This window comes from Campylobacter portucalensis (genome assembly GCF_009690845.1).
GTDB lineage: Bacteria > Campylobacterota > Campylobacteria > Campylobacterales > Campylobacteraceae > Campylobacter_B > Campylobacter_B portucalensis.
Window position 1 is genome coordinate 1 of sequence record NZ_VWSJ01000008.1, and the last position, 26,371, is coordinate 26,371.

Sequence of the window (26,371 nt, forward strand, 5' to 3'; positions counted from 1 at the left end):
GCAAATTTTAAATTTAATAAAATTTTAATTTCAGACTGTGTTTTTATTATTGTAAATGAAAAATTGAATTTAATATCTGATTTTAATTTTCAATTAAATTTATTTTAATATAATTTATGAAATTTAAATAAAGGATAACACATGGTACAAAAAGCAATTGAACATATGAATAGTGGTCATTTAGACGTTATTATTGCGTTTTGCAAAAAGTTTGGTGGGGTTGAAAATCCAACAAATGCAAAAATTACGAATATGAACGAAGAAGGATTAAATATAAAAAGTGATGATGTGGAATTTTTCGTGCCTTTTTTACAAAAAGTTGAAAATAATAATTATAAAGATGCCATCATTAAGCTATACTCAAGCATAAAAGATGACACAAATAACGATAAAATCGAGCGAAGTTTGGCTGAATTTATAGATACTTTTAGCAGTGTGATTATCTCAAGCATAAAAGATGGTCAAGCAATATCTTCGTATGCACCATTCATAAAAGAAAATGGAGATTTTTATATTTGTGTTTCATCAGTAGCCAAGCATTATGAAGCAATGTTGGAAAATCCGAATAATATTTCAATATTTTTTATACAAGATGAAAAGGATGCGAGCAGTTTATTTGCAAGAGTTAGAGCAAGTTTTGAAGCTAGTGCTGAGTTAGTTGATGATAAATTTAGGAATGAATATTTTGCTAAATTTGAAGCAACTTATCCAAATGAATCAGCTCTTTCTTTTATAAAAAATATGCAAGACTTTCATATCATTAGATTAACTCCAAAAAAAGGGCGTTTTGTAAAAGGTTTTGGGGCCGCTTATGATACTAATGGTTTTAAAATAACAAGCAAAGGCAGAGTAAATAATCCTCATATCAAAAAATAATTATAATTTATTTTATGGTTAGCATTGCAAAATGCTAACCAAATTTGTTGATAAAAATTTAAATTTATATAATTTAATACTAAGATTTTGGTTTATTGATTATGGTAAAATTTATTTAGCATATTTTAAGATTATTGAAATTTTGATGTATTAAAATTAAATACAAAAATAAATTAAAGTGAGATTTTTTATAAAATTTAAAGAGCTAAATTTTAAATTTTATTAAATTTTGATTAAAATTTAGCTCTTATTAGGCTATGCTTAAAATTTCGGCCTTGCCTCCGATAACTGCCACGCAATGCTCATAATGGCTAGTTTTTAATCCATCTTGACTGGTAACTCTCCATTTATCTGCACCGATAACTGGTCTTCCATCTTTTTGGCAAATCATTGGCTCTATACAAAAAACCATTCCATCTTTTATTTTTGGTCCTTGTTTTGGATTTTTACTTGTTAGATAGTTTGGAATTTCTGGCTCTTCGTGCGGTTTTTTACCTATACCATGACCGCAAAAATCCTCTAGTGGAACATACCCTCTACTTAAAATAAAATTTTCTATAAGATAACTAAGTTCTTTAAAATGCATACCGGATTTTATGTTTTTTATTGCAAAATATAAAGCATCTTTACTGCAAGCAATTAAATCTTCATCACTTTTAGAAATTTTACCAATAGGAAAAGTTCTGGCACTATCTCCATAATATCCATTTAATTTGCTTCCGATATCAACGCCTAAAATATCGCCCTCTTTTAAGATAGTATTATCAGGAATTCCATGTATGCACACTTCATTTAGTGATAAACAAGCAGCATTTGGAAAACCATAAAGTCCTTTAAAAGCAGGATATGCACCCTTGTTAGTTATAAAATCATCTATTTTTTTATCAACTTCTAATAAACTCATACCGGGACTTATAAAAGACTCTACATAGTCCAAACAAGAAGCGACGATTTTATTCGCCGCCCTAATACATTCTATGTCTTTAATTGTTTTTATAGTTATTGACATTTATAGACCTACTGCATTTAAAGTTTGATATTTATTCATATAATTTTGTGCTTCAATTCTTCTCATTGTATCTAAAGCAACAGATACAACAATCAAAACTGAAGTTCCGCCAAATGCAAATGGAACCCCTGCAAATTTAACTAATAACCAAGGAAGGGTAGATATAAGACCTAAATAAATAGATCCCCAAAATGTTAGCCTGCTAGCAACATCGTTCATAAAAATAGCAGTATGTTCGCCTGGTCTAACGCCAGGAATAAATCCACCTTGCTTTTTTAAATTTTCGCTAATATCTTTTGAATTAAACGCAATAGAAGCATAAAAATAAGAAAAAAATACAACAAGTATAAAAGTTAAAATGTGAAATAAATATCCATTAGGATTTAAAAAATCATTTAATTTTAAAATATAAGAGTTTGTGCTAGCTTGAAAAATAGTCGCTGGAAACATCAAAATAGCACTTGCAAAAATAGGAGGGATCACTCCACTTAAATTTACTTTTATGGGAATATAGTTCATAATTCTTTTATTTTGATTTTGCATCATAACTTTTCTAGAATATGAAATAGGCACTCTTCTTTCGCCTAACTCCACATATATTACAAAACCAATAGTAGCTATTATAATAAAAATAATGAAGAGTAAAACTAAGAAATTCATCTCGCCAGTATTTACTAAATTTACTGCTCCACTTATTGCTGTTGGAATTCCGCTGACAATTCCAGCAAAGATTATTAAACTTATGCCGTTTCCGATACCTTTTTGAGTTATTTGTTCTCCAATCCACATTAAAAGCATCGTTCCTGTTAGCATAGACACACAAGCTAAAGTTGTAAATAAACCAGTATCTATTAAAATAGCACTTTCACCTGTTTTTCCTGTCATACTATAAAGACCAATACTTACTCCAATAGCTTGAACTATTGTAATAAAAACTGTTGCATATCTGATGATTTGCATATATTTTTGCATACCATCTCGCTCTTTTTTAAGTTGTGCTAATTTAGGAAAGGTTGCTGATAAAAGCTCCATAATAATAGAAGCTGTAATATAGGGCATAATACCTAAAGATATTATGCTTAGCCTTTCAGCAGCATTTCCGCTAAACATATTAAACATACCAAGAGCGTTATTGCTATTGTCTCTAAAAAAATCAGCAATAACACTAACATTTACTCCAGGTACTGGAACATATGCTAAAATTCTATACACGAACAAAAAACCTAAGGTTATAAAGATTTTGTTTCGTAGTGATTTATTCATTATTTTAATCCGCTTACTTTTACATTCTCATCTTTGATTTTTGAAGCTAAATCTTTAGCACTTACACCAATTAATTTAACTTTTTTAACGCTGTTTGAAATTTTATGCACACTTTTTATGCTATCAAGAGTTATCTCATCTAAATTTTTAACAGCTATAATTTTTTCTACATTAATAACATACGGTTTTTCAACTCTGCTATTAAAACCAACTTTTGGAAGTCTTCTTTGAAGCGGTTGTTGCCCGCCTTCAAAACCTCTTTTTTCATTATAGCCTTTTCTGGCTGTTTGACCCTTTCCGCCTTTTGTAGCAGTTTTTCCCCAACCACTGCCTTGACCACGACCAATTCTTTTTGTATTTCTAGTAGAGCCAGGTGCTTTTTGTAAATTTTCTAGTCCCATTTTTTATCCTTTCAACATACTAAGAGCTTTCATTGTTGCTCTTACCACATTAGATGAATTGTTTGAACCTAACGATTTTGTAAGTATATCTTTAACACCTGCAAGTTCTAATACAGGTCTAGTTGAACCACCAGCAATAACACCAGTACCCTCACTAGCTGGCTTTAAAAGTACTCTACTGGCATTAAATTTAACTTCTACATCGTGCGGTATAGTAGTGCCTTTTAACTTAACTTCTATGATGTTTTTAAATGCATCATCAACCGCTTTTTTAATAGCGTCTGGAACTTCTTTTGACTTACCAAAACCAAAACCTACAAGACCTTTTCTATTTCCAACAACAACTAATGCTGTAAATCTAAATCTACGACCGCCTTTTACAACTTTTGTAACCCTGCCGATATTGACGATTACTTCTTCAAATTCTTCTTTATTATATCTTTCCATCATCATTCCTTTGGGTTATAGCTTAATGCCATTTTCTCTTAAAGCATCTGCAAAAGATGCTATCACGCCATGATATAAATAACCATTTCTATCAAAAACCACTTCTTCTATGCCTTTTTCTTTAAGTTTTGTAGCTAAATCTTTTGCAAGATTTATAGCACCTTCTTTGTTTGCTTTTAAATTTAAAACCTTGCCACTGCTTTGACATATAGTTGTTGATGTAACATCTTCAATAGCTTGAGCATAAATAGTTCTATTAGATTTAAAAATAGAAACTCTTGGGCAATTAGCAATACCTGAAATTTTAGCTCTAATTCTTCTTTTTCTTTTTAGTCTTAAAGATAATTTTCTTTTTAAAATATTTGTTCTCATCGCCTACCCTTACTTCTTAGATGTTTTTCCGGCTTTGCGGATAATTCTTTCATTAACATACTTAATGCCTTTTCCTTTATAAGGCTCAGGTGGTCTAAATTCCCTAATCTTAGCAGCTACTTGACCTACAACTTGCTTATTGTGCCCTTTTATGGTTAAAACGTTTTTTTCAACGCTTGCTTCAACACTATCTGGTAACTCATAATTTATAGGATGAGAAAAACCTAAATTTAACTCTACAACCTTGCCTTTAACAGCAGCTTTATAACCAACACCATTTATTTCAAGTCCTATTGAAAATCCATCAGTTAAGCCTACTACTATATTATTTGCTAAAGCTCTATAAGTTCCCCAATAAGCCCTACTTTGTCTATCTTCACCTTTTGGAGAAAAAGTTAAAGAGTTGTTTTCAAATTTAACATCTACATGATTTTTTGTATCAAGTTCTTCTACTAACTTGCCTTTTGCAAATTTAATAACATTTGCATCTAAACTGACATCAATTCCACTTGGAATTGATACAGGTTTTTTTCCTATTCTTGACATTTTTTTCCTTTTTATTTGTCTAGGGTATTTCTACTTTTAGGAATGGATACCACAATACCATAAAAAGCAGAGTAAAAAGTTCTTACCAAACAGTGCAAAGAACTTCGCCGCCTATACCTCTTTTACTAGCTTCTATACCAGCCATAATTCCTTGACTAGTAGAAACTATAACAGTTCCATAACCATTTTTAAATCTTTTAATCTCATCTTTACCTTGATAAATTCTTCTACCTGGTTTAGAAATTCTAGTAATTTCATTTATCGCACTTTTGCCATTCTCATCATATTTCAACTCAACATTGATGAATTTTTTATTATTTTCTTCAACTACATTAAAAGTTGCTATATATCCTTTTTGGACCAAAACTTCTAATGTCGCTTCAACAGCATTTGAGTGCAATAATCTAGCAGTATCTAATCTTCTAAGACTTGCATTTCTAATTCTAGTCAATCCATCTGATAATAAATCATTTAACATATTTTTTCCTTACCAACTTGCTTTTTTAAGGCCCGGAATTAGACCCTCATTAGCCATTTTTCTAAGACAAACTCTACAAATTCCAAAATCTCTATAAACAGAGTGAGGACGACCACAAATTTGACATCTCGTATAGGCACGTGAGCTAAATTTAGCTTTTCTCTTTGCCTTAGCTATCATTGATTTTTTTGCCATATTACTTTCCTTTTGCAAAAGGCATACCAATTAGCTCTAAAAGCTTGTAAGCCTCTTTATCACTATTTGTTGTAGTAACTATTGTTATATTCATACCGTGAGTTCTTAAAATTTTATCATACTCAACTTCTGGAAACATAAGCTGTTCATCAAGACCAAAATTATAATTTCCTCTTCCATCAAAACCATCTCTTGGAACGCCTCTAAAATCTTTAACTCTAGGAAGTGCAATCGAGATAAGCTTATCTAAAAATGCAAACATATTCTCTTTTCTTAAAGTTACTTTGATACCTACTGGAAAACCTTCTCTTACTTTAAATCCTGCAACTGATTTTTTAGCATTAACACTAAGTGCTTTTTGACCTGCTATCAAAGATATAGTATCAACCATATTTTGTAAAACTTTTTGATCTTTTGCACTCTCGCCAGCTCCAACACTTATAACTATTTTTTCAATAGATGGAATAAGCATAGGATTTTTAATATCAAATTCTTTTGCTAAATTTGGTCTGATTTCTTCTTGATATTTAGTTCTAAGTCTATTCATAGATTACTCCTCAACCTTAGCTACATTTGAAATATCTATAGGCATCTCAACAGCCATAAATCCGCCGCTTGGATTTTTATCGCTTGGCTTAATAGCTTTTTTTGCTAACTTCATCCCTTCTACGATAACTTGTCCTTTTTTAGCAATAACACTTTTTACAACGCCTGTTTTGCCTTTGTCATCACCAGCAATAATCTTAACATTATCACCTTTTTTAATCTTATACTTCACTGCCATTATAAAACCTCCGGTGCAAGTGAAACTATTTTCATAAATCCACCATATCTTACTTCTCTACCAACAGGCCCAAAAATACGAGTTCCAACTGGTTCTTTTTTAGCATCAATTATAACAGCTGCATTTTCATCAAATCTTATCAAAGAGCCATTTTCTCTTTGAACTTCTTTTTTAGTTCTAACCACAACTGCTTTAACAACTTGACCTTTTTTTATCTTTCCATTAGGTAGTGCTTTTTTAACAGAGCAAACTATAATATCACCTACTGTTGCATATCGTCTTTTACTACCACCTAAAACTTTTATACACATTAATTCTTTTGCACCACTATTATCAGCAACTGCAAGTCTTGTAAAGCTTTGTATCATTACTCAACTCCTTTTTTTACAATTGCACTTAAACGAAATGATTTTCTTTTACTAAGCGGTCTGCACTCAACAGCTGAAATAGTATCACCAATATTTGCAACATTACTTTCATCGTGAATTAAATATTTTTTAAAGCGTTTTACAAATTTTCTATATCTTGGGTGCATAACTCTTTTTTCCACTAAAATAGTAGCTGTTTTATCACCAGCTTTTTTTAATACAACACCTTGAATTTCTCTTTTTAATGCCATATTTCACCCCTTATTAATTGCGCTAATTGCAGTATTTATTCTTGCGATATCTTTTTTTATATCACGAATTTCATTAGGGTTTGTTAACTGCATAGTTTTTAGCTTTTGTCTTAAATTAAAAAGCAACTTTTTCTTTTCAACCAGTATAGCGTTAAGTTCGCTAATATTTTTATCTTTTAACTCAGTATAATTCATTTTCGCTCTCTCTTGTTACTATTTTAGTCTTAAAAGGCAACTTGTGAATTGACAAAGTTAATGCAGCTCTTGCAAGTTCTTCGCTAGCTCCCGCCATTTCAAAAATAACTCTACCAGGTTTGATATTCATAACCCACTCTTCAACACCGCCTTTACCTTTACCCATTCTGGTTTCAAGAGGTTTTTTAGTAAGCGGTTTATCAGGAAATACTGTTATCCAAACTTTAGCTTGTCTTTTTACATATCTTGTCATAGCCACACGAGCAGCTTCTATTTGACGTGAATTAATTCTGCCAGCTTCAACAGCTTTTAGACCTATATCACCATAAGCTAATTGTGTTCCTCTTGTTGCATAACCACGATTTCTGCCCTTCATCATTTTTCTATATTTTGTTCTTTTTGGCATTAACATGACTATCTACCCCTTCTTGCTCTTCTTTGTTTTTTTGGAGCATCTTCTGTTTTTTCTGTTTGAATTCCTTTTTGCAAAACTTCACCTTTAAATATCCAAACTTTTACACCTATATTTCCATATGTGGTGTGAGCTTCAGCAAAACCATAATCAATCTTTGCTCTAAAAGTATGAAGCGGAACTCTTCCTTCTAAATACCACTCAGTTCTTGCCATTTCGGCTCCACCTAAACGACCAGATACTGAAATTTTAATACCTTTTGCACCTGCTTTTTGTGCATTTTGAATTACTTTTTTCATAGCTCTTCTAAAAGCAACTCTTTTTTCTAATTGCATAGCAACATTTTCGGCTGCTAATTGTGCTGAAGCACCCGATTTTCTTTCTTCTTTGATATTTATACTAACATCTTTTCCGATTAGTTTAACTACTTCATTTTTTAAATTCTCTATTTCACTGCCCTTCTTGCCGATAATAACACCAGGTCTTGCAGCTACAACTGTAATACGAATTTTTTTAGCAGCTCTTTCAACTATTATTTGGCTAATACCTGCATAATAAAGTTTAGCCTTTAAAAATTTTCTAATTTTATAGTCTTCACCTATGCTTGTTGATAAACTATCTTTTGCAGGAAACCATCTTGATTCCCAATTTCTATTTATGCCTAGTCTAAGACCTATTGGATTAACTTTTTGTCCCATTACGCTTCCTTCTTTGTAGGTTTGCTAACTTCAACCATTATATGTGAAGTAGGTTTTCTAATCTTACTAGCAGTTCCTCTAGCACGAGGTCTAAATCTTTTCAAAACTGGGCCTGCATCAACTCTACATGAAGTTATTATAACCTCTTCTGGCTCAAACCCACCATTTGCAACAGCACTAGAAATAGCATTTGCTATGTATTTTGCTCCACGATTTGGTGTAAATTCCAAAGTCGCAAGTGCAAATTCGGCATTCATTCCTTGAATTTGTTTTGCAATTAATCTGGTTTTTGTCGGAGAAATACGAACAAATTTAATAATTGATCTACTCATTTTCTATCCTTACTTACCAATTTTCTTTTGAACTGAGCCTTTGTGGCCTTTAAAAGTTCTAGTTGGAGCAAACTCACCTAACTTATATCCTATATGATGTTCTGTAACATAAACAGGAATAAAGCTCTTACCATTATGAACATTAAATGTAAGTCCAATCATATCAGGAACTATCGTACTTCTTCTTGACCAAGTTTTTATAGGTTTATTATCATTAGCTTGTTTTGCAGCTAAAACTTTTTTCATTACGTGGTCATCAACGAAAGGACCTTTTTTGAGTGATCTAGCCATCTCTATTTTCCTTTCCTTCTTGAAATTATAAGTTTATCACTAGCTTTTTTACGTCTTGTTTTGGCACCTTTAGTTGGTTTTCCCCATGGAGTAACTGGATGACGACCTGAATTTTTCTTGCCTTCACCACCACCATGTGGGTGATCAACTGGGTTCATTGCACTTCCTCTTGTTTGAGGGCGAATTCCTCTGTGGCGATTTCTACCAGCTTTACCAATAACGACATTTGCCCACTCTTCATTGCCAACTTCGCCAATTGTTGCCATACATTCAGCCAAAACTTTTCTCATTTCACCGCTTGGAAGTCTTAATATTACATATTTTTCTTCTTTACCCATAAGTTGAGCATAACCGCCAGCACTTCTTGCTATTTGGGCACCTTTGCCTGGTTTTAACTCAATATTATGCAAAATAGTTCCTAGAGGAATATTTTTTAATTTCATAGCATTGCCTGGTTTTATATCAAGACCACCTTCAGCAGAACTAATTACATCACCAACATTTAAGCCATTTGGTTTAATGATATATCTTTTTTCTCCATCTTTATAGCTAATTAAAGCAATTCTACAATTTCTATTTGGATCGTATTCGATAGCTTCAACTCTTCCATCAATATCAAATTTTTTTCTTTTAAAATCGATTATTCTATATAGTTTTTTTGCTCCAGCTTGTTTATGGCGTGAAGTAATTCTTCCGTTATTATTTCTTCCAGATGTTGCAGGAATTTTTACAAGAAGGCTTCTTACGCTTGCTTTTGCAGTAATATCATCACTACTTAAGACTGTCATAAATCTTCTACTTGGAGTATATGGTTTATAATGTTTTATTGCCATTTTACGCTCCTATACTTTCAAGGCTTGCACCTTCAGGAAGTTTAACATAGAATTTTTTAAAATCTTTTCTACTTCCAACTTTTCCCCTAAATCGCTTAACCTTACCATCCATTCTTAAAGAATTTATTTTTAATGCATTTATTCCAAAATAAACTTTTAAGATCTCTTTTAATCTATTTTTTGTCATATTTGTTGATGTTTGGATAACAGCAACATTGTTATTTTCGCCGTTTTGAAGGCTTAAAGTTTTCTCTGTATAGAGAATTGTTTTTATATCTGTTATATCTGCCATCTTAGCCCTCTTTTACTATCTTATCATATGCAGCTTTTTCTATAACTATTGCACTATAAACTGCTACCAAATATCCATTTATCTCATTAGAATCTATTAGCCAGCAATTATTTAAATTTCTGTAAGCAAGTAGTGTTTGTGAATCAAGCTCATTTTTTACAATCAATGCATCTCTTACGCCTAAATTTTTAATAAAATTTGCCGCATCTTTTGTCTTACCAGAACTAATTTCTAAGCTATCGACAACAAAAAATTTGCCAGCATTTGCCTTTTCGTTAAGTGCAAATTCAAGTGCTAGTCTTTTTTGTTTTTTATTAACTTTTTGAAAATAATTTCTATTGTTTTTAGGACCAAATGCAACTGCACCACCAACCCAAACGTTTGTTCTAGTCGATCCTGCTCTTGCGCCACCTCTGCCTTTTTGACGCCATGGTTTTTTACCACCACCACTTACATCTGAGCGTCCTTTTGTGTGTGCTGTATTTGCCCTACATGAAGCAAGATAAGACTTTACATATAAATAAAGATTGTGAGAATTTACTTCACTAAATTTAGATGGAAGTTCTAATTCGCTTGCTTTTTCAAGTTTTTCATTAAGAACTGCTATTTTACTCATTTTACTATCCTTATTCTACCCATTGCTCCATTAAATCCAGGAACCGATCCCTTAACTGCAATAACGCCATTTGTAGCGTCAAATTTAACAATCTCATTTTTTACAGTTACTTTTACATTTCCTGTATGACCCGCCATTTTCATACCTGGCTGAACACGTCCTGGCCATTCACAGTTACCTATAGAACCGTGTCTTCTATGAAATCTACTACCGTGAGATTTTGGACCACCACCAAAACCATGTCTTTTTACGACACCTTGAAAACCTTTACCTTTTGAGTTAAAACTTACTTTTAAAATTTTAGCTTCATTTAAAGGAGATATATCTTGATCACCAACTTCACTATTTGAAACTTCAAGTGTAGCAAATTTATTAAATTCTTTACTTAAATTATATTTTTTTTGCTGACCCATTACGGCTTTGTTGCAAGATTTTCCATTTGAATACGCAACTATAGCCCTATTCTCATCTTTTAATTCACAAATTTTAGTATTTACGATTTTTAAAAGACTAACAGGAGTGCTAACTTTACCGATAGTTCTGCTCATACCTATTTTTTCTACTATATATTCCATAACTACCCCCTATTTACCCATAGCACGAACTTCAACATTTACTTCTGGTGCTAAATCAAGCTTAGTTAAAGAATCAACCGTATCAGAAGTCGCTGCTACAATATCTAGCATACGAGTATGAATTTTCATCTCAAATTGCTCTCTTGAATCTTTATTGATGTGTGGAGATTTTAAGACTGTATAGCGTTTGATTTTTGTAGGTAAAGGAATTGGACCTTTTATATCCGCACCTGTTCTTTTGACGGCTTCTACAATTGCCGCAACTGTTTTATCTAAAACTCTATGGTCATAAGCTTTTAGCTTTAACCTAATTCTTTCCATAGTTTTCCCTTCATAAAGAACTTGTCACAACTCGTGACCTTTTAATTTAATAAAAGAATTAGGATTATATATAAATTTGATTATTATGTCAATAAATATATGGATTTTAGGCTAAATTTATAATTTTTTATTCCTTTTTAAAAGGAAAATAAGATAAATTTGCACTATTTTCTAAATTTAATTAAATTTATTCCTTTTTAAAAGGAAATTTTGTATAATTTCAACTATGAATAGTTTAGAGTATTTTTATGAAAATCCGCCTTATTTTTCTAAATTTATAGATAGAAAACAAAAATTTGAAGAAAATAAAATTATCATAAATGGATTTAAAGGTTGTGGTAAAAGCCATATAATCGGCGATGAAATATCAAAATACAAAAAAGATGAATTTTTATATATTGATTTTGATGATTTTAGAAATATTAGTTTTAGGATAGATGAATTTTTAAAAAATAATGAAAAAATAAAATTCTTAGCATTAGAAAATGTAGAAAACTGTCAAGATTTAAGCTTTTTAAAAAACATAAAAATAGATAAAATTTGGCTAACAACCATAAAAAAATCACTAAATTTAGATGGTTTTAAAAAGATAAATTTAGATATGTTGGATTTTGAAGAATTTATAGCTTTTGAGAGAAAAAGTAGTGATTTGGGTGGAATTTTTAGCGTATTTTTATCACGAGGAAATGGGGTTAAAAATATATCTTTAGATGCGTTTGAGTTAAATTTACACCTTCAAAAAACCTTAAAACTAAGATACGATATAAGCGAAATTTTGATTTTGCAAGAGTGTGCTAAATTTACAAATTCTAAATTTAATGCTTATGAGATTTATAAAATTTTAAAAGAAAAAACAAAAATTTCAAAAAATAAAATTTATGAAAGTATTGATAAATTTGAAGATGAAAATTTAGTTTATTTCATCAATAAATTTTCATCCAACAACAAAAAGATATATTTTTGTGATTTTGCTTTTCAGGATGCATTAAATTTTAAAAAAGATTTTCAAAAAAAGCTCACAAATACCCTGTTTTGCGAATTTTTAAAACTAAAAAAAGAGGTTTTTTATACAGATGAGTTTGATTTTTTTATTCCAGAAAATTTTGAAGCTTTTTTGGTTATGCCATTTACTCCTGTGGAATTTATAAAGCTAAAATTTAAAAAAATGATAAAAAATTTAAAAGTTTTAAACATAAAAAAAGTCTATGTAATAACAATGGGAAATAGCGATTTTCAAAAAGATGATGGCGTGGAATTTGAAATTCTACCATTTTGGCAATATGCTCTTAGTATTTAAGGATGGGGATGAAAATTTGTGGGATTGATGAAGCTGGGCGTGGATGTTTGGCTGGGGATTTGTGTATAGCTGGCGTAGTTTTAAATGATGAAATTTATGGCATAAATGATAGCAAAAAATTAAGTGCGAAAAAAAGAGCTTTTCTTTTTGATGAAATTTGCAAAAAATCTAAATTTAAAATAATAACTTTCACAAGTGAAGAAATCGATAAATTTGGGCTTAGTAAATGTCTAAATTTAGGGCTTTTATCGATAGTTGAGTTTTTTGGGAATGGGTGTGAGTTCATTTTTGATGGAAATAGAAATTTTGGCGTAAATTGTTTAAAAACAATCATAAAAGCCGACTCTTTTATAAAAGAAGTTGGTGCTGCAAGCATTTTAGCTAAACACACAAGGGATGAAAATTTAAAAATTGCAGATGAGAAATACCCTAAATTTGATTTTCTAAGCCACAAAGGATATGCTACTAAAAAGCATTTGGAATACATTTTAAAATATGGCTATACGGAATTTCATAGAAAAAGCTATCGCGTTAAAGCTTTTGAAAAAAACCTTGTTTGATGTAAATTTATAAATTAAATTTATTTTTAAAACTTTATGTTAAAATACTTAAATTTATTAAAAAGGGCTGATTATGAGAAGTGATATGATTAAAAAAGGCTACACAAGAGCACCACATAGATCGCTTTTAAGAGCAACAGGATTAAAAGATGAAGATTTTGAAAAACCTTTTATCGGAGTTGCAAATAGCTTTATAGAGATAATTCCAGGACATTTTTTCTTAGATAAATTCGCTGAAATTATAAAAGATGAGATTAGAAAAAATGGCTGTGTGCCGTTTGAGTTTAACTGCATCGGCGTTGATGATGGCATAGCAATGGGGCATTCTGGTATGCTTTATAGCTTACCAAGTCGTGAAATTATAGCAAATTCAATCGAAACTGTGATGAATGCTCACTGTTTAGATGCATTAATATGCATACCAAACTGTGATAAAATCGTTCCTGGTATGATAATGGGAGCTTTAAGAGTAAATATTCCAACTGTTTTTATAAGTGGCGGACCAATGAGGGCTGGAGTTGATCAAGATAGCGGAGAAGCACTTGATTTAAATAGCGTATTTGAAGGCGTTGGAGCTTATGAAGTAGGTAAGATTGATGAAAAAAAGCTTAAAATGATAGAGTGTGAAGCATGTCCAAGTGGAGGGAGTTGTAGCGGGATGTTTACTGCAAATTCTATGAACTCACTTTGTGAAGCAATGGGGATAGCACTTCCTGGAAATGGAACTATTTTAGCTCTAACGCCTGAAAGAGAGGAACTTGCTAGAGCTGCAGCTAGGAGAATTTGTGAAATTGCACTTGATGAAAAGTATAAAATAAAAAATATCTTAAATAAAAAAGCGATTAAAAACGCTTTTGTGTGTGATATGGCGATGGGTGGGAGTTCAAATACAATTTTACATATGCTTGCTATCTCTAGAGAAGCTGGAGCTAGCTTTAATATAAAAGATTTAAATGACATTAGTAAAAATATAGCTCACGTTGCAAAAGTTGCTCCAAGTCTTCCAAGCGTTCATATGGAAGATATCGCTAAAGCTGGCGGGATACTTGCTATTTTAAATGAAATTTCAAAAAGAGATAATGGTTTATTAGAACCTGATAATTTAACTATAACTGGAGAAAATTTAGGAGATCTTATTAAAAAATATGAAGTTAAAGATTATAAGATTATAAAAAGCATTGATAAACCTTTTTCACATACTGGCGGGCTTGCTATTTTGTTTGGAAATTTAGCCCAGCAAGGTTGCGTTATAAAAGCAGCTGGAATTGTAGGGGAGCGTAAATTTAGTGGAAAAGCAGTTTGCTTTAACTCACAAGACGCTGCAATTGCAGGCATTACTAGCGGCAAGGTTAAAAAAGGCGATGTTGTGGTTATCCGCTACGAAGGTCCAAAAGGAGGCCCTGGAATGCAAGAGATGCTTAGTCCAACAAGCTTAATTATGGGGCGTGGGCTTGGTGCTGATGTGGCACTAATCACAGATGGTAGATTTAGTGGTGCAACAAGAGGGCTATCAATAGGGCATGTTAGCCCTGAAGCAGCTGAGGGCGGTATGATAGGACTTTTAAAAGATGGAGATATAATAGAAATAGATGTGGATAAATTTAGTATCAATGTCCTTTTAAGCGACGATGAGATTCAAAAACGTAAAAAAGAGTGGAAATATGAGGGCAAAGAAGTTAAAAGCAGGTGGCTAAGACAGTATCAAAAGCTAGTTACAAATGCAAGTAATGGGGCTATTTTGGAAGCGTAAATATAAAAAAGTGTTTTTGATAAATTTCAAAAAACACTTTTTATTAATTTTTTAATACAAATTTAAAATATTTTTATAAAATTTAATAAAAAACAAATAAATTTATAAATTTAATTTGCAACTAAGTTGCAGTTGATATAATGTGCCATAAATTTTAATTTTAAGGTAAATAATGAAAAAAATTTACATAAGTTTAACTGTGCCTTTTATTTTATCGGCAAATGGTATAAATTTAAAATATAATTCCATTATGCTAGACAAAATAGATGTGATTTATGAGATACCAACAAATATTTTTGCTTCATCAACCACACTTTCAAGACAAAAACTTGACACTCTAACTACCAAAAACCACACTATCGGCGATGCTTTAAAGATGAGTTCAAATATAGCTTTTAAATCTGAAAATGGGGTAAAAAGCGGAGAGATAAAACCTGAGAATTTTAGTATAAGTGGGGCTAAATTTTATCAAAATAACTTTATGATAGATGGAGTAAATTTTAATCACGATTTAAATCCAGCTAATAAAAATCCAAAAGGTGTTGAGATAGATTTTAATGATCCATATAAAGCTAAATCGCTTAGCTCGCAAGCAATTACTCTTGATACTGATTTGCTAGAAAATTTAGAGGTTATAGATAGTTCAGCTTCGGCTAAATATGGAGATTTTCAAGGTGGGGTTGTAAAAGCTACTACAAGAGATCCAAAACGTGATTTTAGCGGGGTTATAAGCTATCAATATACAAGTGGAGATTGGACTCATACATATAGAGATAAAGGTTTAAATGAATCGTTATATAAAAAATCCAAAGGACAAGATAAGAGTAATTTTGTAAAAAAAAGATATAGAGTTGGCTTAGAAGGCTATATTAGTAAAAATTTAGGGCTTTTATTTAACTACTCAAAATTTACATCAGTGATAAAATATGATAATGTAAAATCCCAAAAAGTAAATAATGAAATTTTCCATTTTCCTAATGACAAAGAAGATGTGCAAAATTACTATTTAAAAGCCATTGTGCATGCAAATGATAAATTTACTATAAAACCAAGTATTTTATACTCTATGCAGACAAATAGATATTTTGAAGAAGATAGTTTAGATTCTACTATAGATTATAAATATGGCGGTTATGCTCTAAATTTAGAAACTGATCTGAATTTAGATAGCGTTTTTATAAAACAAAATTTAAGCTACTCTAAATTTGATACTTCAAGATATACACAAAATAAAAGTGCACAATATAAGTATGAATTGTCAAATATTAAAAATTGGGGAAGTAAAGAAAACGGCTCTATCTATGGAAGTGTTAGCGATATAGAACAATTGCAAGAAATTTTATCATATAAGTTTGATTTAAATGCAATGCCTTTTCAAACTTTTAACATTGCGCATAATATAAATAGCGGATTTGAAATCTCACAACAAAAAGCAAGATATAAAATTTTAAAGCCATATATTCAATACCCTGAAACTTCTCCTATACTTGATGGCTATATTTGTAAAGATGGTGATTTAACTTGTGTAAATGATGATAGCTATAAAGATCAAAATGCAACAGGGCAATTCCACACATATAAAGAATATTATGGAGATTTAGATCATAAAGCACAAGACAGAAAAATAGCTTTTTATTTAGAAGATGAGATAATTTATGAAAGATTAAAATTAAGACCAGGAATCAGAATAGAAAAAAATAATCTAGTTAATGATATTTTGATATCGCCAAGATTTGCAAGCGAGTATGAATTCGTTGATAAAAACTTTTTAGGATTTGGACTAAATAGATATTATGGAAGAAATTTATTTACACACTATCTATATGTTGAAACAGAAAAATACAAAAAACACTACTCTAGAGAAACTCCAAAAGATGAGTTTAAGTTTGATGAAGAATCTGTGGAAATATATGGATTAAACGAGATAAAAAATCCTTACGATGATGAATTTAGCGTTTTTTATAGAGGTGATATAGAAAATGCTAGAGTAAATTTAAAATATATAAAAAGAAAAAGTAAAGATGAGGTTAGAGAGATGCCTGGTGAGCTAATAGGGCGCGACAGCAAAATTTATTATACAAATAATGGTAAGAGCAAAACCGATATTTATATTTTAAGCGTAGAAAATACCAAACCAATTGAAATTTTAAATACTAAAAATCACTTCTCATTCAACATAACAAAAATAAATAAAATAGATAAAACAAAAGATTATAAAAAAATAAAAAAATTTAGAAATATGCAATTAGTTGAATATGAAGGAAAAACTATATTAAAAAATGAAATTCCATGGCCTGATTATAAAATTCCTCTTTCTGCTAAATTTAGCCATAATATGTCTTTTAGAAATTTTACTATTACAAATCATATAACTTTTACTTATAAGATTAATCAAATAACTCAAACTGGAAAAAATAAAGATAAAATAGAAATTTATGAAAAAACAACTATTCCAAGTAAAACCTTATGGGATATGAGAATAAGTTATGAACAAAATTTAAAAAATGGTATTAAATTTTTTAGTAATCTAGATATAAACAATGTTTTAAATAAAAAGTATCCATTAAATCCAAATAGAACTATTTTTGGCACTGGTAGAAATTTCTGGCTTGAAGCAGGCTTAAGATGGTAAATTTAAAATGATTTTATAATTATCTAGCAACATTTTATCAAAATGCAAAAATGTTGTTAGAAATTTATTATAATATAATTTTTCAATTAATTATTTAATATATTTTTTGGATTTCGATTAGCAAAATAAAAGATTATATGATCTAAAAATTGTAAATTTCAAAACAACAGCTACTTTTGTGTAGGTATTATGATAAATTTATCTCTAAACAAGCATAAAACCCTAAATTTTCCTCTAAAACCTCATATAATAAATAAAAATTAATGATATCAAAGTATAATAAAATAGCCCTTTAAATTATAAGCAACACAAAGATTTCAAAAATTACCACATCATAAAAATAGTTTAAATATATTTTAAACTCAACAAAACTTAATCGGCTTTAATATAAATTTTTGTTTAGCATAATAGCACTTTTAATGCAAAAATTTTCTCTTAATTGCTCTAAATTTAGTTTTACAATCTATAAATTTTTAATTCCATTAATATCATTTATAAATTCATTTTTGCTTTTAAGACTGCTATTTATAAAAATTATATAATTAGTTTTCGAGTATCTCATAAATTTAATGATTAAGCCAAAATTTTACTACGATTATTTTATGCAAAAGCAGTAAAGAGATGTTTCTATACAATAATTTTACCACTATTTTATCATTATTTTTCTAATTTTCTAGCAACTCTTATGACTTCTAAATTAAAACCTAAAATTTTCTTATAAATTTAAGCACAATACATAATATTTTGCTAAATAATGGTTAAATTTACAAATTTAAATCCCATCAAATACAAATAAATACTCATTATGCTTATTATATTATTTAATTTATAAAATCACTTTTTTGCAAGCAAAACAGTGCAAGCTATTATCATCAAAAACCCCACATAATCTAAAACTTCATATCTCACACCTAAAAATACATAAACGAAAAATCCCGTTGCTACAGGTTCTAATGCAGCTATAAGACTAGTTTTGGTTGGTCCTAAAATACTTAAACCTTTCATATAAAAACTAAATGAAAGTATCGTTCCAAAAAACACCACACCAAATACAGCCAAATAACCATTAATATCGCTTACGCCACTATAATTCCAAAATTTATTGTAAAAAAATGCTATCACACCAGAGATCATAAGACCTAAACTAAGGCAAGTTAAAATTCCATATTTTTGATTAATTTTTAGAGGAGTTATGCTATAAACTACGATGCAAAGTGCAGATATAAGTCCGATAATAAGGGCTTTTTTAGGAATGTTTAGAGAATTTAAATTTAAGTGAGTTGCCAATACAAAAACACCACTTATAACTAAAAACAGAGCTAAAATTTCAAGTTTTTTTGGAAGAGTTTTTGTGCTAATGGCTACATAAATCATAATAAAAACAGGTGATGTGTATTGTAAAATGGTCGCTATTGCGGCGTTGCTAAGCTCTATCGTTAAATAATAAGTGTATTGGCAAGCAAAAAGTCCAAAAATAGCATAAAAAACCAACACAAAAGTGTCAAATTTATTTGTAAAAATCAAAAATGCTCTATTTTTTTGAGTTTTTAATGCTATAAAAAATAAAAACGCCCCGCTACACAAAAGTCTAACCACAACAAGCCACTTGGCATCAATTTCTTTTTCTTCAAACAGATACTGACCACAAGTTGCAGATACTCCCCAAAAAATAGCACTTAAAAGCGTCCAAATAACGCCCATTAAATAATTATCTTTTAAAATCACAAATTTTCATATCTCCGCTTTTGTAACCAGCATAAAATGCCTGCTTTCTTTGCTTTGCACTTCCATGAGTAAAAGAATCAGGTATGACTTTTCCATAAGCCTTTTTTTGTAAAATATCATCGCCTATCATACTTGCAGCATTTAGTGCTTCTTCGATATCGCCATCTTCTAAAAGCCCATTATATCCAACATAATACGCCCAAATTCCAGCATAACAATCAGCCATCAACTCAACTCCAACCTGAACTTGATTTTGAATTTTTTCACTTTTTCCTATCTTTAAATCTTTAGCTCTTTTTAAAAGACCTGTTAAATTTTGTATATGATGACCAACTTCGTGAGCTACAACATAAGCAGCTGCAAAATCTCCTGGTGCATCGTGTCTTTTAGCTAATTCATCAAAAAAACCTAAATCTAAATAAACTTTCATATCAGCAGGGCAGTAAAAAGGACCAACTTGAGAATTTGCAAAACCGCAAGCACTTCTTATACCGCCTCTAAATAAAACCAATTTTGGTTCAATATATTTTAAATCATTGCTAGCAAAAATTTTGTGCCAAATTTCTTCAGTTTGAGCTAAAACAACCCCTACAAATTCAGCCGCCATCTCGTCTGATTTATGATTTACTTTATAATTTTGATTGGAACTTAAATTTAAAATAGCTAATGGATTATATCCAAAAAACATCGCTACAACACCTATTATAAGTATAATACGACCTATTTTACTTTTAATCAAAAAATTTATGAGAGGGATTAGAATTTGTAATTTTATACCATTTAAATTCTTAGAATTTCTCAAATCTTCAATATTTGAACTGCCTTTTCTGCCACGCCATTTCATTTAAAACTCTATTTTAATAATAAAAAAGCAGATTAAGAGTTAAATTTGCAGGAAAACCTGCAAATCTTTAGTGACAACCACAACCGCCACAACCACAACCGCCACCAACTACTTTTTTAATGGCATCATAATTTGGTTCTTGTGTTATCTCGCTAACAATTTCTTTATGAATTATCGCTCCATCTTTTCCAATCACAAAAATAGCTCTTGCTGTAAGACCTTTTAGCTTTCCATCCTCTATTAAAACGCCATATTTTTTAGCAAATTCTTTACTTCTAAAATCGCTTCCAACTTCAACATTATCAATACCTTCTGTTGAGCAAAATCTACCCATAGCAAAAGGCAAATCCATAGATACAACTGTTAATTTAACGTCAGATAAATTTGCTACATTTTGATTAAATTTCCTAGTTTCAGTTGCACAAACGCCTGTATCAAGAGATGGAACACTAGCAATTACTTGTATAAAATCACTACTTCCGCCAACCTTTACGCTTGCTAAATCTCTACCAACTAATTCAACAACTGGTGCCATATCTCCAATACTAAGCTCATCACCTGCTAAATTTACTACTTCGCCACCTAATGTAACTGTTGCCATTTTTTCTCCTTAAAAATAAAATTTATGTAGTATTCTAACTAAATTTTATAAACAAAAAAATTAAAATTTTAGTTAATATCATTTTTAAACTTTCTTTTAACGGGTGCTGTTTTTGTTAAAACATCGTGCAAATTTAATCTATCTTTTCTAAAAAAACACACCAAAAATCCAACCACAAAAGCACAACTAATAATAAATAAAATATATCTAAAAAATGCTCTTAAAAAACTAACTTTTTTACCCGTTTTTAAATTTATTAAGTAAATTTCACTTGCTTTATATCCTGGTGTTTGGGCTTTTAAGGAATAAAAGATAGAAGTTATAACACCATAAATAATCCAAACAATAAAAATAGCCAATTGGTTGTGCTGAAAGTCATCTTTTCCATTTAAAATTAGATAAGTTGTACAATATAAAAGCGGCATAGATATTAAAAAAATATCTATTATAAACGCTTTTACTCTAAGTATTATTGGTGAAATAATTGCTTTTTGTTTAGACATCTTAAAGGGCTATAAATTTACAACCCACTCCAATCAGACTTTTAAAAGTTCTGATTCTTTATTTTTAACTAAATTATCAGAAATTTGAGTGTAACTATCGGTGATTTTTTGAATCTCATCTTTTGCCTTTTTTACCTCATCTTCTGAAATCTCTTTTTCTATCTTTTTTACATCATCATTAGCATCTTTTCTAGCGTTTCTAATGCTAACTTTTGCTTTTTCCCCCATAGCTTTTGCTTTTTTGGCATTTTCTTCTCTTTGCTCGTAAGTCATTGGTGGAAAAAATAGCTTAATGCTCTCGCCATCGTTATTTGGATTAACGCCTATATTTGCTGCCGCAATAGCACTTTCAATACTTTTTAGCATATTTTTTTCCCAGGGATTTATAGTGATAGTAGTAGCATCTGTAGCAAGAACCGTAGCTACTTGATTTAATGGAGTTTGACTTCCATAATAATCAACATGAATATTATCTAAAATATTAACACTAACTTTTCCTGTTCTTAATGTTAAAAAATCTCTTTTTAAAGACTCAATAGCTTTTTCACAACTTTGTTTTTGGTTTTTAAATATATTTTCTAGCATACAATATCCTTTAAATTACTTAACATCTGGTGCTTTTGGAATAGAATTTGATTGTGGAATAGTTGGAATGACGGGAATTTCTAAATCTTTTTTCTCAATCTTATCTAAAATAGATTTTGTTGAATTTTTTTGATAACTATATCCAAGTGCAAGAGTATTTATGATGAAAATTACAGCTAAAGTTGCTGTAAATTTAGCTAAAAACCCTCCAGCACCCTTTGCACCAAACAAGCTTTCGTTGCTTCCACTATAAGCACCAAGTCCCATTGACGAACTTTTTTGTAAAAGAACAGATATAGTTAAAAGTATTGTCAGTATAAATTGTAAAACAAGTAAAAACGTATTCAAATTCAATCCTTTTGTTATAATAAAAATCGCATTATACTAAAAACTTTATAAATTTAAATTTAAAATCTCTTTTTCTATATCATAAAGTTCATATCTAGCATTTTTGAAATTTTCTGAAATTTTTAAATCTATAAGCTTAAAACACTCCTCAAGTACTCTAGAGCTCTCCTGTGCTCTTTTTAAATTTGCACTAATTAAATCTTGTAAATTCTCTCTTTTTAACTCTAAATTTAAACTTGGCTTTAACACATCATTTACACAATCTCTAAATTTAATAGCACTGTTTTGGATCTCTAAATTTGCTAAGTGTCTTAAATTTTTTAATTTAAGAGAATGATTAAAGTCGTCAAAAACATATCTTAAAATGTCTTCAACGACTCTTATGCCTTCTTTGAAACGATTTAAATTCGCATCAATAACGCGATAAATTTTAATCTCTATTTGTAATCCCTAAAATGTTAAGTAATGAGATAAATAAATTTAATATATTTAAATACATCCCAACAGCTGCCATTATAGGTGAATCATATCTTCCTTTTATGATATTTTGAGTGTCATATAAAATATATGCACTAAATAATATAGCACTCAAACCTGATACAACAAGCGACATCATCGTGCTTTTAAAGAAAAAATAGTTTAAAATACTAGCAACCATAACACCAATTAAAATAAAAAAGAGTGGCTTACCCCAAGAACTAAAATCAGCTTTAGCATTAAATGCATAAAGTGTTAAAGCCCCAAATGTTACAGCAGTTCCTACAAAAGCTTGAGTTACTACATAACCCATACCTCTACCCACATAAGCATTTAAAACAGGTCCCAAAAAAAAGCCAGTTATAAATGTAAAAACAAAAAGTAATCCCAAAGCTAAATTTCTCTTACCGCTTTTATCTGCAAAAAATAAACCAAACAATAAAGCAAACTCAACCACCAAAAACAGCAACGGACTATAAGCTATACCAGAACCCATTCCCAAGTAAGCACCGCCAACAGCCGCTATTAAAGAAGCAAGTATTAATTTATACGTATCCTTAATAAAAACAGCAATCCTACCTTCACTTCTAGAAAATTCTACTTCTTTTTCTAAAGCATAATCTCTGTCATACAAACCCATTAATTCTCCTTAAATATTTATTTTTTGTGATTTTAACAAAAAATATGTAAATTAAAATTAAATTTAACAAATAAAAGCTTTTTTACTAAATTTTCTTGATATTTTATAATATTTTGTTAAAATACGGATTTTAAATAAAAATCAAGGAAAAATTTTGAATGATGTTATAGAAGGCGGTATTAAATTTATGCAAGAGTATTTTGAAGAATATAAAGAACTCTTTCAAAATTTAGCTAATAAGCAACAACCTCATACTCTTTTTATAGGATGCTCTGACTCAAGAGTTGTGCCAAATTTAATAACAAACACAAAACCTGGCGAGATGTTTGTGGTTAGAAATATAGCAAACATAGTTCCTAAATATAGAATTAGTGATGAATTTGTAGCTACAACTTCTGCGATAGAATACGCTTTGTATGTTTTAAATGTAAGAGATGTTATTATTTGCGGGCATAGTAATTGTGGTGGATGTGCTGCTCTTTATTATGATAAAGAAAAATTAGATAAAGTTCCAAATGTAAAAAATTGGCTAAAATTAATGGGTGAAGTAAAATATGAAGTAGAAAAGCTAAAATTTAAAGACTTTGCTAGTAAGGCTTGGATTACTGAAAGACTTAATATAATAAATTCTATTGAAAATTTACTAACATATCCTGACATAAAAGATAAAATCAAAAACAATCAAATGCGTATTTATGGATGGCATTACATAATAGAAACAGGCTCTCTTTTTAACTACGATATAAAAGAACAAAAATTTAAATTATTAAATAAGGATAAAGATTATGAGAAAATTTATAACGAAATTTTTACTGATTTTTAGTGTTAATCTGCTTGCAAATACTGAAAATTTAAACCCTCAAGAGCAATCAAAAGAGAATTCAATAATAAATTCAATCATAAAAAATGATGAAAATATTAATGAAGAAAATATTAGCAAAGAAAAAGAAGAAATTGTCGACATAATATCCAAAACAACAAAAATCAATGAAGACGACGAAGAAGCTAAAAACATCATCAATATTATTGCTGATAAAGCAGTTAGAGATGAGACAAATTTAATTAATCAAGATAATAATTTAGGATTTATAGTATTTGAAATAAAAGACTTAAATCAAAAAATTTCTATTTTAAAATCTAATCTCGATGCAAATTCTAGCAAAAACGAAATAGAAAACATTAACAAAGAAAAAAATGTTTTATTAAATAAAATTCCATCAGTTATTACAAATCAAACAATTAAAAAAGAAGAGCTTTTTAAATACATAAAACAAAAAAATAAGGTAAAAAATAATTTAAAAAAATACTCTAACAATAAACAAAGTTTTAATTATATAAACAATTTACTCCAATTTGAGCAAATGAATTTATGGGATGAGTTTTTCTCAACTTTTCTAAAACTTGAACAGATATTTTTAAATGGAGCAAATAAAAATGAGTTAAAAACTACAATCCAAAAAAATCTATTAAACATACAGCTTTTAAATTTTCAAGAAATCAAACAAAATATTGAAAATTTAAAGATAAAAGATAGTGATTTAGAAATTTTAAAAAAATCTCTAAGCGATTTAGAAAATACAAAATTTACATATGAAGAAATTTTAAAATTTTTGCTTGATAATACAAATTTATTGGCTACAAATTTTATTTTTACTAGCCTAAATTTAGGTAGTCTTATAAGCTATATAAATGATATCTCGCCTTTTAAAAGCAGTGCTATAAATTTAGGTAAAATTTTACCAATTATAATGATAATGATAGCACTATTTTCTATAAGAAAATTTTTAGCTAATATAATATATATGTTTTTTACATTATTTTCAAAAAATAAATCAAATGAAGGCGAGACAAAAACGCAAGTTATTAATATCATAAAAAAACCGATGGGGATTTTGCTTATTGGCTATGGCGTTGATATATGTTTAAGTATATTTTACTATCCAAATCCCGTGCCACTAATTTTTGCTAATTTTTTTGATGTAGTTTATATTATTCTTTATGCATGGCTATTTACAGAGATAATTAACGGTTATGGAGTGATATTAATTAGCAAACTAGCCACAAAAGGAAGCAGAAAAGAGGTTTTAAATTTAATAGTTAAATTTCTATATATCGTTGTTATTATTATTGCCATTTTAATGATTTTAAGCAGTATCGGGCTAAATGTATCAGCCATTATTGCTTCTTTAGGTATTGGAGGGTTAGCTATTGCTCTTGCGACTAAAGATATAATTGCAAATTTATTTGCATCAATTATGGTGCTTTTTGATAACTCATTTTCTCAAGGAGATTCAGTTGTTATCGGCAGTGTAGAGGGAGTTGTTGTAGAGACTGGGCTTAGAAAAACTACAATTAGAACAAGCGACAACGCTCTTGTTTTTGTGCCAAATTCAAAAATTATTGATAATAATATAAAAAACTGGAGCAGAAGAAAAGTTGGGCGACATATGAAAATGTATCTTGGTCTAAAATATTCAACCACTCCTAAGCAGATTGTAGAATTTATAAAAGATGTAAAAACTATGCTTTTAGAACATCCAGGAATAGCAAAACCTAACGAAAATTCAAGCAAATCACGTCATTTATATAAACAAAAAATAGTTTCTATAGATGATTTTGCGGGTTATAAAAGCAATCTATATGTAGTACTTGATGAATTTGCTGATTCTTCTATAAATATTATGGTGTATTGCTACTCAAAATCAATCGCTTATGCAGATTTTTTAGAAGTAAAGCAAGATGTGATGCTAAAAATAGCTCAAATTTTAGATAAACATGGGCTTGAATTTGCATTTCCTTCACAAAGTCTTTACGTAGAACAAATGCCAAAATAATTATTTTTGTAAATAAGGTA

General features: G+C 29.6%; 37 protein-coding genes. 7 read left to right on the top strand and 30 right to left on the bottom strand.

What is annotated here, in order from left to right:
* Nucleotides 1-141: 141 nt before the first annotated feature.
* Nucleotides 142-876 carry a HugZ family heme oxygenase gene (locus F1B92_RS03145; RefSeq protein WP_154570462.1) on the top strand — a complete coding sequence of 245 codons (735 nt, stop codon included), beginning with the start codon at nucleotides 142-144 and terminating at the stop codon, nucleotides 874-876.
* A gap of 250 nt (nucleotides 877-1,126) precedes the next feature.
* On the opposite strand, the gene map is transcribed toward F1B92_RS03145, so the two are convergent.
* From map to rpsJ, 22 genes are all read right to left on the bottom strand, one after another.
* Entirely contained in the window at nucleotides 1,127-1,885 is a 759-nt protein-coding gene (gene map / locus F1B92_RS03150; RefSeq protein ID WP_154570463.1) for a type I methionyl aminopeptidase, read from the bottom strand.
* Nucleotides 1,886-3,148, bottom strand: a complete 1,263-nt coding sequence (gene secY, locus F1B92_RS03155; RefSeq protein ID WP_154570464.1) for a preprotein translocase subunit SecY — start codon at nucleotides 3,146-3,148, stop codon at nucleotides 1,886-1,888.
* The gene (rplO, locus tag F1B92_RS03160) at nucleotides 3,148-3,549 is read right to left on the bottom strand and encodes a 50S ribosomal protein L15 (protein WP_154570465.1); all 402 of its coding nucleotides are present in this window, start codon (nucleotides 3,547-3,549) and stop codon (nucleotides 3,148-3,150) included. Before rplO ends, secY begins: the two co-directional genes overlap by 1 nt.
* A 3-nt stretch (nucleotides 3,550-3,552) precedes the next feature.
* Entirely contained in the window at nucleotides 3,553-3,996 is a 444-nt protein-coding gene (gene rpsE / locus F1B92_RS03165) for a 30S ribosomal protein S5 (RefSeq protein ID WP_154570466.1), read from the bottom strand.
* A gap of 15 nt (nucleotides 3,997-4,011) precedes the next feature.
* Nucleotides 4,012-4,368: a 50S ribosomal protein L18 gene (gene rplR / locus F1B92_RS03170; RefSeq protein WP_154570467.1), complete on the bottom strand. Its 357-nt coding sequence runs from the start codon at nucleotides 4,366-4,368 to the stop codon at nucleotides 4,012-4,014.
* Between the two features lie 9 nt (nucleotides 4,369-4,377).
* Entirely contained in the window at nucleotides 4,378-4,914 is a 537-nt protein-coding gene (gene rplF / locus F1B92_RS03175) for a 50S ribosomal protein L6 (RefSeq protein WP_154570468.1), read from the bottom strand.
* A gap of 82 nt (nucleotides 4,915-4,996) precedes the next feature.
* Nucleotides 4,997-5,392, bottom strand: a complete 396-nt coding sequence (rpsH, locus tag F1B92_RS03180; RefSeq protein WP_154570469.1) for a 30S ribosomal protein S8 — start codon at nucleotides 5,390-5,392, stop codon at nucleotides 4,997-4,999.
* 9 nt (nucleotides 5,393-5,401) lie between these two features.
* Entirely contained in the window at nucleotides 5,402-5,587 is a 186-nt protein-coding gene (locus tag F1B92_RS03185) for a type Z 30S ribosomal protein S14 (RefSeq protein ID WP_154570470.1), read from the bottom strand.
* A 1-nt stretch (nucleotide 5,588) separates the two neighbouring features.
* Nucleotides 5,589-6,134, bottom strand: coding sequence for a 50S ribosomal protein L5 (gene rplE, locus F1B92_RS03190; RefSeq protein WP_154570471.1), 546 nt, complete (start codon nucleotides 6,132-6,134; stop codon nucleotides 5,589-5,591).
* A 3-nt stretch (nucleotides 6,135-6,137) separates the two neighbouring features.
* Nucleotides 6,138-6,371 carry a 50S ribosomal protein L24 gene (gene rplX, locus F1B92_RS03195; RefSeq protein ID WP_154570472.1) on the bottom strand — a complete coding sequence of 78 codons (234 nt, stop codon included), beginning with the start codon at nucleotides 6,369-6,371 and terminating at the stop codon, nucleotides 6,138-6,140.
* The gene (rplN, locus tag F1B92_RS03200; protein WP_154570473.1) at nucleotides 6,371-6,739 is read right to left on the bottom strand and encodes a 50S ribosomal protein L14; all 369 of its coding nucleotides are present in this window, start codon (nucleotides 6,737-6,739) and stop codon (nucleotides 6,371-6,373) included. Before rplN ends, rplX begins: the two co-directional genes overlap by 1 nt.
* Nucleotides 6,739-6,990, bottom strand: coding sequence for a 30S ribosomal protein S17 (gene rpsQ / locus F1B92_RS03205; RefSeq protein WP_154570474.1), 252 nt, complete (start codon nucleotides 6,988-6,990; stop codon nucleotides 6,739-6,741). The genes rplN and rpsQ overlap by 1 nt, the downstream gene beginning before the upstream one ends.
* A 3-nt stretch (nucleotides 6,991-6,993) precedes the next feature.
* Entirely contained in the window at nucleotides 6,994-7,185 is a 192-nt protein-coding gene (gene rpmC, locus F1B92_RS03210) for a 50S ribosomal protein L29 (protein ID WP_154570475.1), read from the bottom strand.
* Nucleotides 7,172-7,597, bottom strand: coding sequence for a 50S ribosomal protein L16 (gene rplP, locus F1B92_RS03215; RefSeq protein WP_154570476.1), 426 nt, complete (start codon nucleotides 7,595-7,597; stop codon nucleotides 7,172-7,174). Before rplP ends, rpmC begins: the two co-directional genes overlap by 14 nt.
* A gap of 2 nt (nucleotides 7,598-7,599) precedes the next feature.
* The gene (gene rpsC, locus F1B92_RS03220; RefSeq protein WP_154570477.1) at nucleotides 7,600-8,295 is read right to left on the bottom strand and encodes a 30S ribosomal protein S3; all 696 of its coding nucleotides are present in this window, start codon (nucleotides 8,293-8,295) and stop codon (nucleotides 7,600-7,602) included.
* Complete coding sequence (gene rplV, locus F1B92_RS03225) at nucleotides 8,295-8,627, bottom strand: 50S ribosomal protein L22 (protein ID WP_154570478.1); 333 nt, start codon at nucleotides 8,625-8,627, stop codon at nucleotides 8,295-8,297. Before rplV ends, rpsC begins: the two co-directional genes overlap by 1 nt.
* Before the next feature lie 9 nt (nucleotides 8,628-8,636).
* Complete coding sequence (gene rpsS, locus F1B92_RS03230; RefSeq protein ID WP_154570479.1) at nucleotides 8,637-8,918, bottom strand: 30S ribosomal protein S19; 282 nt, start codon at nucleotides 8,916-8,918, stop codon at nucleotides 8,637-8,639.
* A gap of 2 nt (nucleotides 8,919-8,920) precedes the next feature.
* Entirely contained in the window at nucleotides 8,921-9,751 is an 831-nt protein-coding gene (gene rplB / locus F1B92_RS03235) for a 50S ribosomal protein L2 (protein WP_154570480.1), read from the bottom strand.
* A gap of 1 nt (nucleotide 9,752) precedes the next feature.
* The gene (locus F1B92_RS03240; protein ID WP_154570481.1) at nucleotides 9,753-10,043 is read right to left on the bottom strand and encodes a 50S ribosomal protein L23; all 291 of its coding nucleotides are present in this window, start codon (nucleotides 10,041-10,043) and stop codon (nucleotides 9,753-9,755) included.
* A gap of 1 nt (nucleotide 10,044) precedes the next feature.
* Complete coding sequence (gene rplD, locus F1B92_RS03245) at nucleotides 10,045-10,659, bottom strand: 50S ribosomal protein L4 (RefSeq protein WP_154570482.1); 615 nt, start codon at nucleotides 10,657-10,659, stop codon at nucleotides 10,045-10,047.
* Nucleotides 10,656-11,234, bottom strand: coding sequence for a 50S ribosomal protein L3 (rplC, locus tag F1B92_RS03250; protein ID WP_154570483.1), 579 nt, complete (start codon nucleotides 11,232-11,234; stop codon nucleotides 10,656-10,658). The genes rplD and rplC overlap by 4 nt, the downstream gene beginning before the upstream one ends.
* A gap of 9 nt (nucleotides 11,235-11,243) precedes the next feature.
* Nucleotides 11,244-11,555 (bottom strand): 30S ribosomal protein S10, encoded by a 312-nt coding sequence (gene rpsJ / locus F1B92_RS03255; RefSeq protein ID WP_154570484.1) that lies wholly within the window; start codon nucleotides 11,553-11,555, stop codon nucleotides 11,244-11,246.
* A 226-nt stretch (nucleotides 11,556-11,781) separates the two neighbouring features.
* On the opposite strand from rpsJ, the gene F1B92_RS03260 reads away from it, so the two are divergent.
* From F1B92_RS03260 to F1B92_RS03275, 4 genes are all read left to right on the top strand, one after another.
* Nucleotides 11,782-12,852: an AAA family ATPase gene (locus F1B92_RS03260; RefSeq protein WP_154570485.1), complete on the top strand. Its 1,071-nt coding sequence runs from the start codon at nucleotides 11,782-11,784 to the stop codon at nucleotides 12,850-12,852.
* A gap of 8 nt (nucleotides 12,853-12,860) precedes the next feature.
* Nucleotides 12,861-13,412 carry a ribonuclease HII gene (locus F1B92_RS03265; protein WP_154570486.1) on the top strand — a complete coding sequence of 184 codons (552 nt, stop codon included), beginning with the start codon at nucleotides 12,861-12,863 and terminating at the stop codon, nucleotides 13,410-13,412.
* Between the two features lie 73 nt (nucleotides 13,413-13,485).
* Nucleotides 13,486-15,162 (top strand): dihydroxy-acid dehydratase, encoded by a 1,677-nt coding sequence (ilvD, locus tag F1B92_RS03270; RefSeq protein WP_154570487.1) that lies wholly within the window; start codon nucleotides 13,486-13,488, stop codon nucleotides 15,160-15,162.
* Between the two features lie 172 nt (nucleotides 15,163-15,334).
* Nucleotides 15,335-17,794 carry a TonB-dependent receptor plug domain-containing protein gene (locus F1B92_RS03275; protein ID WP_154570488.1) on the top strand — a complete coding sequence of 820 codons (2,460 nt, stop codon included), beginning with the start codon at nucleotides 15,335-15,337 and terminating at the stop codon, nucleotides 17,792-17,794.
* 834 nt (nucleotides 17,795-18,628) lie between these two features.
* On the opposite strand, the gene F1B92_RS03280 is transcribed toward F1B92_RS03275, so the two are convergent.
* From F1B92_RS03280 to F1B92_RS03315, 8 genes are all read right to left on the bottom strand, one after another.
* Entirely contained in the window at nucleotides 18,629-19,495 is an 867-nt protein-coding gene (locus tag F1B92_RS03280; protein WP_229770902.1) for a DMT family transporter, read from the bottom strand.
* Between the two features lie 7 nt (nucleotides 19,496-19,502).
* Nucleotides 19,503-20,363: a KPN_02809 family neutral zinc metallopeptidase gene (gene ypfJ, locus F1B92_RS03285; protein ID WP_154570490.1), complete on the bottom strand. Its 861-nt coding sequence runs from the start codon at nucleotides 20,361-20,363 to the stop codon at nucleotides 19,503-19,505.
* 67 nt (nucleotides 20,364-20,430) lie between these two features.
* Entirely contained in the window at nucleotides 20,431-20,964 is a 534-nt protein-coding gene (gene tpx / locus F1B92_RS03290) for a thiol peroxidase (protein ID WP_154570491.1), read from the bottom strand.
* A gap of 68 nt (nucleotides 20,965-21,032) precedes the next feature.
* Nucleotides 21,033-21,467: an RDD family protein gene (locus F1B92_RS03295; protein WP_154570492.1), complete on the bottom strand. Its 435-nt coding sequence runs from the start codon at nucleotides 21,465-21,467 to the stop codon at nucleotides 21,033-21,035.
* A 33-nt stretch (nucleotides 21,468-21,500) separates the two neighbouring features.
* Nucleotides 21,501-22,052 carry a ribosome recycling factor gene (frr, locus tag F1B92_RS03300; protein ID WP_154570493.1) on the bottom strand — a complete coding sequence of 184 codons (552 nt, stop codon included), beginning with the start codon at nucleotides 22,050-22,052 and terminating at the stop codon, nucleotides 21,501-21,503.
* Between the two features lie 15 nt (nucleotides 22,053-22,067).
* Nucleotides 22,068-22,400, bottom strand: coding sequence for a preprotein translocase subunit SecG (gene secG, locus F1B92_RS03305; protein ID WP_154570494.1), 333 nt, complete (start codon nucleotides 22,398-22,400; stop codon nucleotides 22,068-22,070).
* A gap of 45 nt (nucleotides 22,401-22,445) precedes the next feature.
* Nucleotides 22,446-22,841, bottom strand: coding sequence for a thiamine-phosphate pyrophosphorylase (locus F1B92_RS03310; RefSeq protein ID WP_326833083.1), 396 nt, complete (start codon nucleotides 22,839-22,841; stop codon nucleotides 22,446-22,448).
* On the bottom strand, nucleotides 22,831-23,517 hold the full coding sequence (locus tag F1B92_RS03315; protein WP_154570495.1) for a Bax inhibitor-1/YccA family protein: 687 nt from the start codon (nucleotides 23,515-23,517) through the stop codon (nucleotides 22,831-22,833). Before F1B92_RS03315 ends, F1B92_RS03310 begins: the two co-directional genes overlap by 11 nt.
* Nucleotides 23,518-23,671: 154 nt before the next feature.
* On the opposite strand from F1B92_RS03315, the gene F1B92_RS03320 reads away from it, so the two are divergent.
* Nucleotides 23,672-24,340 carry a carbonic anhydrase gene (locus F1B92_RS03320; RefSeq protein WP_195836279.1) on the top strand — a complete coding sequence of 223 codons (669 nt, stop codon included), beginning with the start codon at nucleotides 23,672-23,674 and terminating at the stop codon, nucleotides 24,338-24,340.
* Nucleotides 24,303-26,351 carry a mechanosensitive ion channel domain-containing protein gene (locus tag F1B92_RS03325; protein ID WP_154570496.1) on the top strand — a complete coding sequence of 683 codons (2,049 nt, stop codon included), beginning with the start codon at nucleotides 24,303-24,305 and terminating at the stop codon, nucleotides 26,349-26,351. The genes F1B92_RS03320 and F1B92_RS03325 overlap by 38 nt, the downstream gene beginning before the upstream one ends.
* Nucleotides 26,352-26,371: the final 20 nt, after the last annotated feature.

Excerpts from the sequence above, each read along its gene's own strand:
- F1B92_RS03260 (WP_154570485.1), top strand. The coding sequence starts at position 11,782 with ATGAATAGTTTAGAGTATTTTTATGAAAATCCGCCTTATTTTTCTAAA.
- map (WP_154570463.1), bottom strand. The coding sequence starts at position 1,885 with ATGTCAATAACTATAAAAACAATTAAAGACATAGAATGTATTAGGGCG.
- rplN (WP_154570473.1), bottom strand. The coding sequence starts at position 6,739 with ATGATACAAAGCTTTACAAGACTTGCAGTTGCTGATAATAGTGGTGCA.
- rpsJ (WP_154570484.1), bottom strand. The coding sequence starts at position 11,555 with ATGGAAAGAATTAGGTTAAAGCTAAAAGCTTATGACCATAGAGTTTTA.
- rplF (WP_154570468.1), bottom strand. The coding sequence starts at position 4,914 with ATGTCAAGAATAGGAAAAAAACCTGTATCAATTCCAAGTGGAATTGAT.
- rpsS (WP_154570479.1), bottom strand. The coding sequence starts at position 8,918 with ATGGCTAGATCACTCAAAAAAGGTCCTTTCGTTGATGACCACGTAATG.
- rpsC (WP_154570477.1), bottom strand. The coding sequence starts at position 8,295 with ATGGGACAAAAAGTTAATCCAATAGGTCTTAGACTAGGCATAAATAGA.
- F1B92_RS03325 (WP_154570496.1), top strand. The coding sequence starts at position 24,303 with ATGAGAAAATTTATAACGAAATTTTTACTGATTTTTAGTGTTAATCTG.
- rpsE (WP_154570466.1), bottom strand. The coding sequence starts at position 3,996 with ATGGAAAGATATAATAAAGAAGAATTTGAAGAAGTAATCGTCAATATC.
- rplD (WP_154570482.1), bottom strand. The coding sequence starts at position 10,659 with ATGAGTAAAATAGCAGTTCTTAATGAAAAACTTGAAAAAGCAAGCGAA.
- rplC (WP_154570483.1), bottom strand. The coding sequence starts at position 11,234 with ATGGAATATATAGTAGAAAAAATAGGTATGAGCAGAACTATCGGTAAA.
- F1B92_RS03240 (WP_154570481.1), bottom strand. The coding sequence starts at position 10,043 with ATGGCAGATATAACAGATATAAAAACAATTCTCTATACAGAGAAAACT.
- rplP (WP_154570476.1), bottom strand. The coding sequence starts at position 7,597 with ATGTTAATGCCAAAAAGAACAAAATATAGAAAAATGATGAAGGGCAGA.
- F1B92_RS03265 (WP_154570486.1), top strand. The coding sequence starts at position 12,861 with ATGAAAATTTGTGGGATTGATGAAGCTGGGCGTGGATGTTTGGCTGGG.
- rpsH (WP_154570469.1), bottom strand. The coding sequence starts at position 5,392 with ATGTTAAATGATTTATTATCAGATGGATTGACTAGAATTAGAAATGCA.
- tpx (WP_154570491.1), bottom strand. The coding sequence starts at position 20,964 with ATGGCAACAGTTACATTAGGTGGCGAAGTAGTAAATTTAGCAGGTGAT.
- rplB (WP_154570480.1), bottom strand. The coding sequence starts at position 9,751 with ATGGCAATAAAACATTATAAACCATATACTCCAAGTAGAAGATTTATG.
- F1B92_RS03295 (WP_154570492.1), bottom strand. The coding sequence starts at position 21,467 with ATGTCTAAACAAAAAGCAATTATTTCACCAATAATACTTAGAGTAAAA.
- rpsQ (WP_154570474.1), bottom strand. The coding sequence starts at position 6,990 with ATGGCATTAAAAAGAGAAATTCAAGGTGTTGTATTAAAAAAAGCTGGT.
- secY (WP_154570464.1), bottom strand. The coding sequence starts at position 3,148 with ATGAATAAATCACTACGAAACAAAATCTTTATAACCTTAGGTTTTTTG.
- F1B92_RS03315 (WP_154570495.1), bottom strand. The coding sequence starts at position 23,517 with ATGGGTTTGTATGACAGAGATTATGCTTTAGAAAAAGAAGTAGAATTT.
- F1B92_RS03275 (WP_154570488.1), top strand. The coding sequence starts at position 15,335 with ATGAAAAAAATTTACATAAGTTTAACTGTGCCTTTTATTTTATCGGCA.
- ypfJ (WP_154570490.1), bottom strand. The coding sequence starts at position 20,363 with ATGAAATGGCGTGGCAGAAAAGGCAGTTCAAATATTGAAGATTTGAGA.
- frr (WP_154570493.1), bottom strand. The coding sequence starts at position 22,052 with ATGCTAGAAAATATATTTAAAAACCAAAAACAAAGTTGTGAAAAAGCT.
- rplR (WP_154570467.1), bottom strand. The coding sequence starts at position 4,368 with ATGAGAACAAATATTTTAAAAAGAAAATTATCTTTAAGACTAAAAAGA.
- rpmC (WP_154570475.1), bottom strand. The coding sequence starts at position 7,185 with ATGAATTATACTGAGTTAAAAGATAAAAATATTAGCGAACTTAACGCT.
- F1B92_RS03280 (WP_229770902.1), bottom strand. The coding sequence starts at position 19,495 with ATGGGCGTTATTTGGACGCTTTTAAGTGCTATTTTTTGGGGAGTATCT.
- ilvD (WP_154570487.1), top strand. The coding sequence starts at position 13,486 with ATGAGAAGTGATATGATTAAAAAAGGCTACACAAGAGCACCACATAGA.
- F1B92_RS03185 (WP_154570470.1), bottom strand. The coding sequence starts at position 5,587 with ATGGCAAAAAAATCAATGATAGCTAAGGCAAAGAGAAAAGCTAAATTT.
- rplE (WP_154570471.1), bottom strand. The coding sequence starts at position 6,134 with ATGAATAGACTTAGAACTAAATATCAAGAAGAAATCAGACCAAATTTA.
- rplX (WP_154570472.1), bottom strand. The coding sequence starts at position 6,371 with ATGGCAGTGAAGTATAAGATTAAAAAAGGTGATAATGTTAAGATTATT.
- F1B92_RS03145 (WP_154570462.1), top strand. The coding sequence starts at position 142 with ATGGTACAAAAAGCAATTGAACATATGAATAGTGGTCATTTAGACGTT.
- rplO (WP_154570465.1), bottom strand. The coding sequence starts at position 3,549 with ATGGGACTAGAAAATTTACAAAAAGCACCTGGCTCTACTAGAAATACA.
- rplV (WP_154570478.1), bottom strand. The coding sequence starts at position 8,627 with ATGAGTAGATCAATTATTAAATTTGTTCGTATTTCTCCGACAAAAACC.